This window comes from Nonomuraea angiospora, from assembly GCF_014873145.1.
Taxonomy (GTDB): domain Bacteria; phylum Actinomycetota; class Actinomycetes; order Streptosporangiales; family Streptosporangiaceae; genus Nonomuraea; species Nonomuraea angiospora.
Window position 1 is genome coordinate 7,420,578 of the sequence record NZ_JADBEK010000001.1, and the last position, 13,386, is coordinate 7,433,963.

14 protein-coding genes are annotated in these 13,386 nt (G+C 69.6%); 6 read left to right on the top strand and 8 right to left on the bottom strand.

The window, feature by feature from the left end:
* Positions 1-73: 73 nt before the first annotated feature.
* The 5 genes from H4W80_RS33680 to H4W80_RS33700 form a co-directional block, all read right to left on the bottom strand.
* Entirely contained in the window at positions 74-469 is a 396-nt protein-coding gene (locus H4W80_RS33680; RefSeq protein ID WP_192788765.1) for a DnaJ family domain-containing protein, read from the bottom strand.
* A gap of 10 nt (positions 470-479) precedes the next feature.
* Positions 480-1,379, bottom strand: a complete 900-nt coding sequence (folP, locus tag H4W80_RS33685) for a dihydropteroate synthase (protein WP_192788766.1) — start codon at positions 1,377-1,379, stop codon at positions 480-482.
* A 43-nt stretch (positions 1,380-1,422) separates the two neighbouring features.
* Positions 1,423-1,893 (bottom strand): ATP-binding protein, encoded by a 471-nt coding sequence (locus H4W80_RS33690; RefSeq protein ID WP_192788767.1) that lies wholly within the window; start codon positions 1,891-1,893, stop codon positions 1,423-1,425.
* A 95-nt stretch (positions 1,894-1,988) separates the two neighbouring features.
* On the bottom strand, positions 1,989-3,044 hold the full coding sequence (locus tag H4W80_RS33695) for an NAD-dependent epimerase/dehydratase family protein (protein ID WP_192788768.1): 1,056 nt from the start codon (positions 3,042-3,044) through the stop codon (positions 1,989-1,991).
* A 52-nt stretch (positions 3,045-3,096) separates the two neighbouring features.
* Positions 3,097-4,278, bottom strand: coding sequence for a zinc-dependent alcohol dehydrogenase (locus H4W80_RS33700; protein ID WP_192788769.1), 1,182 nt, complete (start codon positions 4,276-4,278; stop codon positions 3,097-3,099).
* Positions 4,279-4,473: 195 nt separating this feature from the next.
* On the opposite strand from H4W80_RS33700, the gene H4W80_RS33705 reads away from it, so the two are divergent.
* The 4 genes from H4W80_RS33705 (at position 4,474) to H4W80_RS33720 (ending at position 10,136) form a co-directional block, all read left to right on the top strand.
* On the top strand, positions 4,474-5,523 hold the full coding sequence (locus tag H4W80_RS33705; RefSeq protein ID WP_192788770.1) for a polyprenyl synthetase family protein: 1,050 nt from the start codon (positions 4,474-4,476) through the stop codon (positions 5,521-5,523).
* Positions 5,524-5,535: 12 nt separating this feature from the next.
* Positions 5,536-6,477 carry a 4-hydroxy-3-methylbut-2-enyl diphosphate reductase gene (locus H4W80_RS33710; protein WP_192788771.1) on the top strand — a complete coding sequence of 314 codons (942 nt, stop codon included), beginning with the start codon at positions 5,536-5,538 and terminating at the stop codon, positions 6,475-6,477.
* Positions 6,478-6,507: 30 nt separating this feature from the next.
* Positions 6,508-7,926 (top strand): family 2B encapsulin nanocompartment shell protein, encoded by a 1,419-nt coding sequence (locus H4W80_RS33715; protein WP_192788772.1) that lies wholly within the window; start codon positions 6,508-6,510, stop codon positions 7,924-7,926.
* 68 nt (positions 7,927-7,994) lie between these two features.
* A complete protein-coding gene (locus H4W80_RS33720) occupies positions 7,995-10,136 on the top strand; it encodes a terpene synthase family protein (RefSeq protein WP_192788773.1) in 2,142 nt (713 codons plus the stop codon).
* Here the strand turns inward: H4W80_RS33720 and H4W80_RS33725 are convergent.
* Both H4W80_RS33725 and H4W80_RS33730 read right to left on the bottom strand, forming a co-directional pair.
* Complete coding sequence (locus H4W80_RS33725) at positions 10,121-10,462, bottom strand: STAS domain-containing protein (protein ID WP_192788774.1); 342 nt, start codon at positions 10,460-10,462, stop codon at positions 10,121-10,123. The genes H4W80_RS33720 and H4W80_RS33725 overlap by 16 nt on opposite strands.
* Before the next feature lie 274 nt (positions 10,463-10,736).
* Positions 10,737-11,003, bottom strand: coding sequence for a hypothetical protein (locus tag H4W80_RS33730; RefSeq protein WP_192788775.1), 267 nt, complete (start codon positions 11,001-11,003; stop codon positions 10,737-10,739).
* A 429-nt stretch (positions 11,004-11,432) separates the two neighbouring features.
* Here H4W80_RS33730 and H4W80_RS33735 point away from each other — a divergent pair, with 429 nt between their 5' ends.
* The gene (locus H4W80_RS33735) at positions 11,433-11,954 is read left to right on the top strand and encodes a C40 family peptidase (RefSeq protein WP_192788776.1); all 522 of its coding nucleotides are present in this window, start codon (positions 11,433-11,435) and stop codon (positions 11,952-11,954) included.
* A gap of 179 nt (positions 11,955-12,133) precedes the next feature.
* Here H4W80_RS33735 and H4W80_RS33740 read toward each other — a convergent pair whose 3' ends face one another.
* Positions 12,134-12,400 (bottom strand): hypothetical protein, encoded by a 267-nt coding sequence (locus H4W80_RS33740; RefSeq protein ID WP_185069285.1) that lies wholly within the window; start codon positions 12,398-12,400, stop codon positions 12,134-12,136.
* A gap of 405 nt (positions 12,401-12,805) precedes the next feature.
* Between H4W80_RS33740 and H4W80_RS33745 the strand changes: the two genes are divergently transcribed.
* Positions 12,806-13,270, top strand: a complete 465-nt coding sequence (locus H4W80_RS33745; RefSeq protein ID WP_192788777.1) for a SirB2 family protein — start codon at positions 12,806-12,808, stop codon at positions 13,268-13,270.
* Positions 13,271-13,386 lie beyond the last annotated feature (116 nt).

The following is a 13,386-nucleotide window of genomic DNA, read 5'->3' on the forward strand; positions in this document are numbered from 1 at the left end:
TCTCTCGGAGGGACCCGCCTGACCCGGGTCCCTCGATTCACCCGAAGGGGCCCCGTCCGCGGGGCCCCTTCACCTACCTCTGAGACTTGCGCCACTCCGAAATGACCTTGTCGACGTCGAACGGCATCAGGTTGAGCGGCGGCCCGGACAGCCCCGTCCTGATCGCATCGCGGATCTTCTGGTTGATCTCGTCGAGGATCCGCCGCACCTCGGCCTCCGAACGGGCCCCGCGCGCGTCGGCCAGCGCCTCCTCCGCCTGCTTGCGCAGCGCCAGCGTGGGCGGCAGGGGCATCGACAGCCCTTCGCTCTCGACCTTCTGCTTGATCCACCACATCTCGTCGTGCGGCCGGTCCGGCAGCGGCTTGCCGGCCCCGGGCAGGTCGTCGAACTCGCCGCGCTCCTGCGCCTCCCGGATCTGCCGGTCGATCCAGCTCTCGAACGGCATGCCCAGGGGTTTCCGTTCGGTCAAGACGCCCTCCTCAGGCCAGGTTGTGACTCGGGGTCAGCGGGCCACGCCAGCCGAGCATGGCCTCGGTCATGCGGACGGACGCGGCCGTGGCCGCCACGTCGTGAACCCGCAGGATGCGGGCGCCCTTGACGATCGAGAAGACGTTGGCGGCGATCGTGCCCTCCCTCCGCTCCCCCTGGGGCCGGTCGAGCGTCTCGCCGATGAAGTCCTTGTTGGACAGGGCCACCAGCGTCGGATAGCCGATCGCGGTGATCTCCTCCAGCCGCCGGGTGAGCTCCAGGGAGTGGAAGGTGTTCTTGTTCAGGTCGTGGCCGGGATCGATGATGATCCGGTCCGGGGCGATCCCGGCCTCCAGCGCGTACGCGACCCGCTCGCGCAGGTAGCCGGACACCTCGGCGACGACGTCCTGGTAGCTCGGCCGGAAGACGCGCCTGCCCGGGCCGCCGAGGCTGTGCGTCACGATCACGCTGACCCCCGACTTGGCCGCGAACTCCGCCATGCCGGGCTCGCGCAGGCCGTTGGTGTCGTTGATCACGTCGGCGCCCGCCTCGACCGCCGCCCGCGCCACCTCGGGCCGGTGGGTGTCGACGGAGATGACGGCGTCGGTGGCCTTCCTGACCTCGGCGATGACCGGGGCGACCCGGTCGATCTCCTCGTCCGCGCCGATCTGGGCCTGGGCCGCGCTGAAGGCGAACCCGCCGATGTCCACCCAGTCGGCCCCGTCGTCCACGGCCCGGCACGCGGCCGCCACGGCGCTGTCGAGCTCGTACGTGCTGCCCTGGTCGTGGAAGGAGTTGGGCGTCCTGTTGACGATGGCCATGATGGCGACCTGACGCGCGAAATCGAACTCCCGCCGCCCGATGCGCCGGACGGGCGAGATGATCCCAGGAGAAAGCGCTTCGCCGCTCACGTAGCGAGCCTACCTGCCCATCCCCCACCCGGGGCGGAGCGGGTCAGGCGGTGAAGCGGCCGAAGGGGCGGCAGCCGGCCATCACGCGGATGCGTTTCATGACCTCGTGGGCCGCGCGATCCGGGCCGCCGGGCAGCCGCATCGTGAGCAGGACCGTCGTCCCGTCCGGACCGGTGTCGAAGTCGGCCGTGTCGCACAGCCGGCGGATGAGGAAGATCCCCCTGCCGCCCTGCGCGAGGTCGAGCGGGCTGATGCTGCCGTTGACGTAGCCGTCGGGGATGCCCGCCCCCTTGTCTGACGTCTCCGAGCGGATGACGCCGTTCACCGTCCACAGCTTGAAGTACCCATGCCCGCCTCCGTGCTCCACGGCGTTGACGACGCTCTCGTGCACGGCCAGGACGAAGTCGTCCAGCCGGGGGCTGCTCAGCCCGCAACTCCTGGCGCACACGGCCACGGCGCGGCGCAGCCTGGTGACGTCGTCGAGGGTGAAGGGCTGGGCCATCAGGGTCCGCATGCGCTCCCTCCGTGTCGTCCGACAGGGCGGCTACAGGGCGGCTCTCGCGCTTCAGGACCTCGCGTCAGGTGTCACGTTCCCCCGGAGGAGACGACTTACACCCCGGACGTCCCACCGACACCGGCGGCGAGCTCCTTGACGCGGCCGACGGGCCCGCCGTCGGGGGCCAGCGGCGCGGTGTCCATGCCGGCCCCGTCGTGCAGCCCCTCGAACAGCTCCCGCACGGCCTCCCACGACGGGTGCCGCGGCGTCCACCCCAGCACGTCCCTGGCGCGGTCGGTCTTCATGATCGGGGCCCGCAGGACCAGGTCCAGCAGGCCGGGCGCGGCCGGCAGGAGCCGCAGGTGCCAGGCCGCCGACATGACCGTCCTGGCCACGGCGGGCGGGACCGGGACCGTACGGGTGCCGAGCAGCTTGGCCAGGTCGGGCGGGTCGAGCACGGGTGCGGCGGCCAGGTTGAACGCCCCCCGCACCTCCTTGGTGACGGCCAGCCGGTAGGCCTCCGCCGCGTCCTCCGCGTGCAGCGCCTGCAGCCGCAGGCCCGGGATGTCCGGCACGAACGGGATCCGCCCCTCCTTGATCAGCCACCCCGGCACGAACGGCCCGCCGAACAGCCTGCGCTGCTCGGTGGCGGCCGCTCGCTGGAAGATGAACCCCGGCCGCATCCGCACCACCCGGATGCCCGGGTGATCGTGCTCGAAGACGTCGAGCACCCGCTCGACGTACGCCTTCTCCCGCCCGTACGCGGCCCCGGGCCAGCCGTGGGTGGGCCAGCTCTCGTCCACCGCCCGGTCGTCGGGCCCCGGCGAGTACGCGCCCACGGACGAGGCGTGGACGAGCGCGGGCACGCCCGCCTCGGCGGCGGCGCGGAAGACGCGCATGCTGCCCAGCACGTTCGCCCGCCAGGTCGTCGCCGGATCCCTGGTGGGCTGGAACAGCCACGCGAGATGGACGACCGCGTCCGCCCCGTCGAAGATCCGCGTCAGATCCGCGGTCGCGACGTCCGCCTGCCGCCAGTCGGTGCGGTCGATCCGCCAACCGGGCAACCGGCGGGCGACCCCGACGATCGAGGTCACGCCGTCGTCGGCGGCCAGCGCCCGCACCAAGCTGGTGCCGACGTTGCCGGTCGCACCCACCACCACGACTCTCATGGGTGCTTCGCTGCCCGCCGATCGGGCAGCGAAACCCCTCTGACCTGCCAGATCATGGCTGGAGCAGGATCTTGACAGCTCCGTCGGACTTCTTCTGGAACATCTCGTACGCAAGGGGCGCCTGCTCCAGGGGCATCCGATGGGTGGCGAGGTCCATCACGCCGAGCGGATCCGACTCGTCGGTCACCAGCGGCATCAGCGCGCTGGTCCACCGCCGGACGTGGGCCTGCCCCATGCGCATCGTGATGCCCTTGTCGAACATGCGCAGCATGGGCATGGGGTCCGTCATGCCCCCGTAGACGCCGATGACGGAGATGACGCCGCCGCGCCGTACGGAGTCGATGGCGTGGTTGAGGGCGGCGAGGCGGTCCACGCCCGTGTGCGACATGAGCGGCGCGGCCACCGCGCCGGGCAGCATCGTGGTGAGCGTCTGGGCGAGTTTGGCGGCCGGGGAGCCGTGGGCCTCCATGCCGACCGCGTCGATGACCGAGTCCGTGCCGCGTCCGGAGGTCCGCTGGCGGACCTCCTCGGAGACGTCGGTGACCTCGCTCGCGTCGATGACCTCGACGCCGTGGCGGCGGGCCATCTCCAGGCGCTGCGTGACGCCGTCCACGCCGATCACCTGGTGGCCGAGGTGGCGGGCGATGCGGCAGCACATCTGGCCGATGGGACCGAGGCCGAAGACGGTGACGCTGCCGCCCTCGGGGACGTCCGCGTACTCGACGGCCTGCCAGGCGGTCGGCAGCACGTCGGACAGGTAGATGAAGCGCTCGTCCGGCGGCCCCTCGGGCACCTTGAGCGGGCCGAACTGCGCCTCGGGCACCCGAAGGTACTGGGCCTGCCCGCCGGGCACCTGCCCGTAGAGCTTGGTGTAGCCGAACAGGGCCGCTCCCATGCCCTGCTCGCGCACCTGCGTGGTCTCGCACTGCGCGTAGAGCTGCATGCCGCACATGTGGCAGTGGCCGCAGGAGATGTTGAACGGGATGACCACGCGGTCACCCGGCTTGATGTTCTCGATCGCGGGGCCGACCTCCTCGACGACGCCTATGGGCTCGTGCCCGAGGATGTCGCCCTCGGCCATGAACGGCCCGAGCACCTCGTACAGGTGCAGGTCGGAGCCGCAGATCCCGGTGCTGGTGATCCTGATGACCGCGTCGTTGGGCTCCTTGATGGCCGGGTCGGGAACCTCCTCGACCCGGACGTCGCGCTTGCCGTGCCAGGTGACTGCCTTCATGGTGTCTCCTTACGGAAGGGGCACAAATGCCGCATACCCCCGCATAAGCCGCCAAACAGGCGGCGACTCAGGGCGACCTCCCGACACGCCTAGATCTCGGCAAAGGGCGAACCCTCCGCGCCAAAGCGCTTTACACGCTCTGTGTTGAGTGAGTAACTATTGGTAGCTGACGCCCTGACAGAAGGAGCCGCGCGCATGCCGGTGAGCTTCACTCAGCACAACGTTGGATCACGCATCGACCGTCGCCTGGCCGGTTTCCTCGAGACCTGGCGAGCTCCCGTCGACGACCCCGACGTCGAGGCGGCGTACCAGTTGCTCACCGACTTCGTCCTCAACGGCGGCAAGCGCGTCAGGCCGCAGCTCTGCTACTGGGGCTGGCGGGGCGCCGGCGGGGGCGACGGCGACGAGATCATCACCGCCGCCGCGTCCCTGGAGCTCTGCCACGCCGGCCTGCTCATCCATGACGACATCATGGACGGCAGCGAGCTGCGGCGCGGCCGGGCCACCGTGCACAGGAGCCTGGCCGGGCTGCACCGCGGCCCGGGCTCGGACGCGTTCGGGCAGGCGGGCGGCATCCTGCTCGGCACGCTGAGCCTGGCCTGGTCCGACACCATGCTGTCGTCGTGCGGCGTGGAGCCGCACCGGCTGCGGGCCGCGCACCACGTGTTCGACACGATGCGCACCGAGGTCATCAGCGGCCAGTATCTCGACGTCCTGGCCCAGCTCCGCTCGGGCGCGAGCGTGGACGAGGCGCTCACGGTGATCCGGTTCAAGACCGCCAAGTACACCGTCGAGCGGCCGCTGCAGATCGGCGGCGCGCTGGCCGGGGCCTCGCTGGAGCTGCTGGAGTCCTACTCGCGCTTCGGCCTGCCGCTGGGCGAGGCGTTCCAGCTCCGCGACGACGTGCTCGGCACGTTCGGCCTGGAGTCGGAGACCGGCAAGTCGGCGCTGGACGACCTGCGCGAGGGCAAGCACACCGTGCTCGTCGCGCACGCCGTACGGCGGGCCACCCCCGCCCAGCTCACCCACCTCAGGAGGTGGCACGGCGACCCGGAGTTGACCGAGGAGCGCGCCGAGGAGCTGCGGGAGATCCTGCGCGACACAGGAGCGCTGGCCGAGGTCGAGGAAATGATCGAAGACCGGGTGCGCGAGTCCGTCACGGCGCTGGCCGCGGCGCGGATGGAGCCGGAGGCCGCCAGAGCGCTGGCCGTGCTGGCCGACCAGCTCGCGCACCGCACCAAGTAGGGGGTTCCCCAGATGGGACAGGTTCTTCTCGCGGCCCCGCGCGGCTTCTGCGCGGGCGTCGAGCGTGCGATCAGCACCGTCGAAGAGGCGTTGAGACGCTTCGGTCCACCGGTCTACGTGCGCAAACAGATCGTGCACAACACATACGTGGTCGACGACCTCACCCGGCGCGGCGCGATCTTCGTCGAGGAGCTCGACGAGGTCCCCGACGGCTCGCTGGTCGTCTTCTCCGCCCACGGCGTCGCGCCGGTGGTCAAGGAGGAGGCGGGGCTGCGCGGCCTGCGGACGATCGACGCCACCTGCCCGCTGGTCACCAAGGTCCACAAAGAGGCCGTGCGCATGGCCGAGGCGGGCTACGAGATCGTGCTCATCGGCCACGCCGAGCACGAGGAGGTCGAGGGCACGTTCGGCGAGGCCCCCGAGCGCATCCACGTGGTGGACCCGGCCAGGCCCGACGAGCTGACGGCGGGCGGCTCGCACCCGATGAGCTGGCTGTCGCAGACCACGCTGGCCGTGGACGAGACCATGCAGGCCGTCGCCGAGCTGCGCAAACGCTTCCCCCAGCTGGTCGACCCGCCCAGCGACGACATCTGCTACGCCAGCCAGAACCGCCAGGAGGCGATCACCAGGATCGCCCCTCGGTGCGAGCTGGTCATCGTCGTCGGCTCCGCCAACTCCTCCAACTCCCGGCGGCTGGTCGAGGTGGCACTCAACGCGGGCGCGGGCGCCGCCTACCTGGTCGACCGGGCCGCCGACGCCGACGAGCGCTGGCTCGACGGCGTGCGGACCGTCGGGGTCAGCTCCGGTGCCTCCGTCCCCGAGCGGCTGGTCGGGGAGTTACTCGGCTGGCTCGCCGCCCACGGATACGACGACGTGGAGCCGGTGACCGTGACCGAGGAGACCCTCACGTTCTCCCTGCCGCTCGAAATCCGATCCACCCGCAACCCCGGCTAGGTCCCAAACCCAGATTGGTGGTGCAGCACGATGACCGAAACGACCAACTCGTCCACACCTGAGGCTGTCAACGGCAACGGCCAGCTCAGCCTCAGCACCGAGGCCGCCAGACAGCTCTCGACCACGACCAAGACGCCGCCGCAGATGCAGGAGATCACCTCCCGCTGGCTGCTGCGGCTGTTGCCGTGGGTGCAGTGTTCGGGCGGTGTGTTCCGGGTCAACCGGCGGCTGACGTACGAGCTGGGTGACGGCCGCATCACGTTCAGCACGACCGGTTCGGACGTGCGGGTCATCCCTGCGGAGCTCACCGAGCTGCCCATGCTGCGCGGCTTCGACGATACGGAGGTGCTGGGGGCGCTGGCCGATCGTTTCGCCCAGCGTGAGGTGGAGGCGGGCGAGGAGATCGTCTCCGAGGGCCGCCCCGTTGACCGGCTGGTGCTGATCGCCCACGGCCGGGTGGCCAAGGTGAGCCGCGGCGCGTACGGCGACGAGCAGAACCTCGGCGTCCTGGCCGACGGCGACTATCTCGGTGAGGCGACGCTGACGAGTGGCGGCAGTTTCGACTTCACCGCGCGGGCCAAGACCAAGACCACCGTTCTCACGCTGTCCCGGCAGGACTTCGAGCAGCTCGCCGACCAGTCGCCCGGCCTGCGCGAGCACCTGGACCAGTGGCTTTCGGCGAGCGGGGAGCACGCCCACAACGACTACGGCGAGGCGGCGATCGACCTGGCGGCCGGCCACAGCGGCGAGCCCGTGCTGCCCGGCACGTTCGTGGACTACGAGCAGAGCCCGCGCGAGTACGAGCTGAGCGTGGCGCAGACGGTGCTGCGGGTGCACACCCGGGTCTCCGACCTGTACAACCAGCCGATGAGCCAGCTCGACCAGCAGCTCCGCCTCACCATCGAGGCCCTGCGCGAGCGGCAGGAACACGAGATGATCAACAACAAGGAGTTCGGCCTGCTCCACAACGCCGACTTCAGCCAGCGCATCCGCACCCGCTCCGGCCGCCCCACCCCCGACGACCTCGACGACCTGCTGGCCACCGTGTGGAAGGACCCGGCGTTCTTCCTGGCGCACCCGCAGGCCATCGCGGCCTTCGGCCGGGAGTGCAGCAAGCGCGGCGTCTACCCGCAGTCCATCGAGGCCTTCGGGCACAAGGTGCCGGCCTGGCGGGGCGTCCCGATCTTCCCGTGCAACAAGATCCCGGTCTCCTCCACGTACACGACGTCGTTCCTGCTCATGCGGACCGGCCAGGAGAACCAGGGCGTCGTCGGCCTGCACCAGACCGGCATCCCCGACGAGTACCAGCCGAGCCTGTCGGTCCGGTTCATGAACATCAACGAGAAGGCGGTCATCTCCTACCTGGTGAGTGCGTACTACTCGCTGGCGGTGCTCGTGCCTGACGCGCTCGGCGTGCTGGAGGACGTCGAGGTCGGCAGGAACGGCTGAGCGAGGGACCGGACGGCCGGCACCGCCTGCGCGCGGTGCCGGCCGATTACTTACCTGAAGGAGTTGGCATGAGCCAGCCGTTCGAACTGCCGGACTTCTACATGCCGTATCCGGCGCGGCTGAACCCGCATCTCGAAGAGGCTCGCGCGCACTCCAGGCAGTGGGCGCTCGAGCTGGGCATGTCCGAGGGCTCGGGCATCTGGGAGGAGGCCGACCTCGACGCCCACGACTACGCGCTGCTGTGCTCGTACACGCATCCCGACTGCGACGCCGTCGAGCTCTGCCTGATCACCGACTGGTACGTGTGGGTCTTCTTCTTCGACGACCACTTCCTGGAGGTCTTCAAGCGCACCGGCGACCTGGCGGGCGGCAAGGCGTACCTCGACCGGATCGCGCAGTTCATGCCGATGGGCGATGACCTGACCATGCCCGAGCCCACCAACCCGGTCGAGGCGGGCCTGGCCGACCTGTGGGTGCGCACCGTGCCCAGCAGGTCTGCGGACTGGCGGGCGCGCTTCGCCGAGAGCACCAGAAACCTGCTGAACGAGTCCCTCTGGGAGCTGGCCAACATCAACCGGGGGCGGGTGGCCAACCCGGTCGAGTACATCGAGATGCGCCGCAAGGTCGGCGGGGCGCCCTGGTCGGCGGGGCTCGTCGAGCACGCGGTGGGCGCCGAGGTGCCCGCCCGGCTGGCCGGGACCCGGCCGCTGCGGGTGCTGAAGGACGCCTTCGCGGACGGGGTCCACCTGCGTAACGACCTGTTCTCCTACGAGCGGGAGGTCGGGGACGAGGGCGAGCTGAGCAACGGCGTGCTGGTGCTGGAGAGGTTCCTGGGGTGCGGCACGCAGGAGGCCGCCGACGCGGTCAACGACCTGCTGACCTCGCGGCTGCAGCAGTTCGAGCACACGGCGCTGGGCGAGCTGGGCCCGCTGTTCGTGGAGTACGGCGTCGACCCGCTCACCGCGGCCGGCGTGCTGGCCTACGTCAAGGGGCTGCAGGACTGGCAGTCGGGCGGGCACGAGTGGCACCTGCGCTCCAGCCGCTACATGAACAAGCGGGTCGCCGCCCGCAAGCCGCTGGGCATGCCGTCGATCGTCAACATGCTGGGGGCCAAGCGGCTGCGTAGCTTCACGTACGTGCCGTACCAGCGGGTGGGGCCCTCGCGGATCCCCGGCCTGCAGATGCCCTTCCAGGTCCGGCTGTCGCCGCACCTCGACGCCGCCCGGCGCAACACCGTGGCCTGGTGCCGGGAGATGGGGATGCTCGACTCGACCCTGTGGGACGAGCGACGGCTCCTCGACCTCGACCTGCCGCTGTGCACCGCGGGCATGCATCCCGACGGCAGTCCCGAGGAGCTGGACGTGGCGTCGTACTGGATGGCGTGGGGCACGTACGCGGACGACTACTTCCCGGCCGTCTTCGGCCGGTCACGCAACCTCGTGGCGGCCAGGATCGCGGTGGAGCGGTTCTCGGCGTTCATGCCGCTGGACGGATCGCCCGCGCCGGCGCCCACGAGCGTGCTGGAGCGGGGCCTGGCCGACGTCTGGGCGCGCACGGTGGGGTCGATGCCGCCGGAGGGGCGCCGCGAGCTGCGCGAGGCGGTCGAGACCACGTGCCTGGCCTGGCTGTGGGAGCTGGGCAACCAGTTCGCCAACCGCATCCCCGACCCTGTGGACTTCATGGAGATGCGCCGGCAGGCCGCCGGCAGCGAGCTGACCATGAGCTTCAGCCGGCTGCGGAACGGCCGTCGGCTCCCCCGCGAGCTGCGCGAGAGCGGGCCGATCCGGTCGCTGGAGAACACCGCCGCCGACTGCGGGACGCTGCTCAACGACGTCTTCTCCTACCAGAAGGAGATCGAGTTCGAGGGTGACCTGCACAACGGCATCCTGGTGGTGCAGCACTTCTTCGACTGCGACTACCCGACGGCGCTCGGCATCGTGACCGACCTGCTGGACTCGCGGATGGGCCAGTTCCAGCACATCGTCGAGCACGAGCTGCCGGTCGTGCGCGACGACCTCGACGCGGACGCCCGGCAGGACCTCGACGCGTTCGTGGACGGGCTGCGCAACTGGGTGGCCGGGGTGTTCCACTGGCACCACCACTGCTCCCGGTTCGACGAGGACTCGCTGCTGCGCCACAACCGGGTGCCCGAGCGGCGGCTGGGCGGCCCGACGGGCCTCGGCACCTCGGCGGCCTACGCGGGCAGGTGATGGGTGCGGGGCTCGTAGAACCAGCCCATCATGCGGAGCAGTCTCCGCTGGTACGGCGTGACGTTGTGCAGGCGGATCCACCGCTCCGCGGGCGGCAGGGTGGGCATGACGAGCACCCGCAGGCCGGAGACGTCGATGAAGGTCAGCTCGCCCGTGTCGACGACGATGTACGCGCCCTGGCGGCACCCCGCCAGGGCGCGGGCCACCGCGGGGCTGTTGGAGGCGTCGATCTCGCCGACCAGCGCGACAGCCGGCGCTCCGGGCGCAGCGCGCACCGTGATCGTCAGCTGCCCATCCTGGTAGAGCAACCGCTCTTGGACGCTCACGCTCTTCGCCCCCCCAACACGCACGCTCTGGGGGTGTAATCCTGCTCTGGCAAATAACCAGAACCCAGGTTACACGAAGTATGTTTGCCTATGTAATTTTCGCCGGAAAATGACCGAATTACGGGGAAATTATGAAGGGCACGGCATGGCCGTGCCCTTGACTGCTGCGGAAGATCCGACTCGGACGGTGCCGCCCCGGCCCGGGGAGCGCTCCGGTAGGGTGCCGCCACGGGGGCCGTGGCTACCGGAGCGCCCTCACGTCAGGCGTACGCGCTCAGTTGTTGTCGCCCACGTTGGACTGGTTGTTGAGCAGGTTGATGTCGAGATCCTGCAGGTGACCGACGGTAACGAGATCGATGTACTTCACGGAGTCGTTGAGGACGTCGTTGGCCAGCGTGAGGTCGTCGAGCAGGCTCAGCTGGCTGAGGATCTGCGCCTTCTTGTTGAAAGCGTTGGGGCCGACGTCGGCGGAGGCGCTCGTGGCCGAGAACCCGAGCAGGCAACCCGCGATCGCTGCACCAGCGAGAATGCGACGCATCATTTCTTGTTTTCTCCTTCGTCGGAATTTGCGCGGGATGCGCGTCATCGTGAATCACTCGCACCGGGCTGCGAGATTCCAGGAATAACATTCTCGCGGCGTCTCGACGGGTCGCAACCCGACTGTGCCAATCCGGAGTCAAATGCGCGCCCCATTTCCTTGATTGCTGATCATGGATCGTCCCGATATATACGATTAATCAGGACTTGCCCTGGGGTGGTGTGGGGGCAGTTTTTCAGCTTATGGCCATACGGACGCCCCGTATGGCCAAAGTCCGTTTTATCGCTATAGAGAAGGAGGAATGTTACCGGGAGAACGGGCCGGCGGAGGCGCGTCGACGGGAGCGCTGAATATGTCATGAATGGAACACGGCGGCTGCTGCCGATAGCACTGGCACCGGTGATTCTGTGCGCGGTTCCGGCCATTCCCGCGATGGCCTGGCGATCGGCGGGCGGGGCGATCGCGGTGCGGGCGGCGATAGAGATGATCGGCGTCCCGTACTCGTGGGGCGGCGGCGGGGTGAACGGCCCCGGATTCGGCACCGGAAGAGGCGCGAAGACGTGGGGATTCGACTGCTCGGGGCTCGCGGAATACGCGTGGGCGCGGGCGGGGGTGTCGATCGGCTCGACCACGCGGGAGCAGTGGCGCTCCGGGATCCGGATACCCAAGGAGCAGGCGGAGCCGGGGGATCTGGTCTTCTTCGACAACGACTCCCACAGTCCCGGGCCCGAGCACGTCGGCATCGTCGTGGACGCGACGCGGATGGTGCACGCCCCGTACACCGGGCAGTCCGTCCGGGTGGACCCGCTCGGCAGGCGTACCCTCCTCGGCGTGGTCCGGCCGAGCACCACCTGGATGAACGGCCACGTGCGCGGTTCCGCGGCCCCGGACGGCGGCCACGCGCCGAGCTCCGCCGCCGTGAACGGCCACGCGGCCCAGGTCGTCCTGCAGTGATCGACCTGGGCCGCGGGACGGAGAGCTCGGTGCGCACCGGGCCCGTGCCGTGGGCTCGCGAGCGTCCACGGCCCGTTTTCGCGGTTCACCTCAAGGCACCAGGAAGACGACCTTGGCCGGACGGAATCCCCTCCCGGGAACCGCCGATCGGCTTCCTGCCTACGCCACGAGAGGAGCCGTCAGTTGTTGTCGCCCGTGTTCTCCTGGTTGTTCAGGATGTTGGCGTCGATGTCCTGCAGGTGGAGGAGGGTCAGGATGTCGACGTACTTCACGGAGTCGTTGAGGACGTCGTTGAGCGCGGTCAGGTCGTCCAGTGCGCTCAGCTGGCTCAGGATGGACTGCCCGCTGTTGTGCGGGTTGGGGCCGACGCTGGCCGAGGCTCCCGTTGCGGCGAAGCCGAACGCGGCGGCCGCGATCGCTGCACCGACCAGAATGCGACGGATCATGTGTGATTTCCTCCATGGATCGGCGCCGGAATTCAGCGCCTAGTCGTTTGTGCAGGGCTGTGAGGTGCCGGAAATAACCATCGCGGCAGGCGGCCGGAACTGCAACTCAAAAAGCCCACCCCGAGGTCAAGGCGGAACGTCGCTTTCTTGGCGCGGAGTTTTCGCACCCGTCACCGGACCGCTACTCGCGTCCGAGGTTCGGTGTCCTTTTGGCGGGATTTATTTTGGCTCGTCGCGCACCTGGCGGGCCGGTCCCGCACTGCCGTTTAGGAAACGATCGCCCGAAACTTGAGCAGCGCTCCTACGCCTGCCGGCGTACCCGGAGAGCCCTCCGGAGGCTGACGTGCCGGGCGAACAAAGCGGCGATGATGGCCGGCGAGTTCGCTGAATGCGGAGGTGAGATCGATGCGGCCGCGTATCCGCAAGACGGTCATGGTTATCCATGTCATCGCGTCCGTCGCGCTGGTCGGCGAGGTGTGGGGGCTGGTCGTGCTGAATACGGCGGCGGCCCTGACAAAGGACGCCGGGCTGGCGCACGCGGCCTATCGGTTGATGCCCGCCCTGGTCTTCGCGGGCGGCATACCGCTCAGCCTCATCGCATTGATCAGCGGCATCACACTGGGGCTGACCAGCCATTGGGGGCTGTTTCGCCATTACTGGGTGGCGGCCAAGCTCGTACTGCTGGTGGCCGTGATCTGCGTGGGCATGTTCCTGTTCGACCCCGAGGGAATGGCGGCCGCCACCGAAGGCGGCGCCGCCGTCCCCGCCACCCGCCAGTGGGGGCAGGTGGCCGCGCTGGGGACGCAGATCATCATGCTGATGACCGCGACCACGCTCTCGGTCTTCAAACCCCGCCGCAGACTCCGGTGACGGCGGGCGGGCTACGGGACGGCGTGGCTACCACCGCCTCCCCCAAGGTGCCGGGCGCTGACCTCGTCCAGGCACCTCGCCCCAGGACGCCCGCATGCGACTTCGGGGGGCGCGGC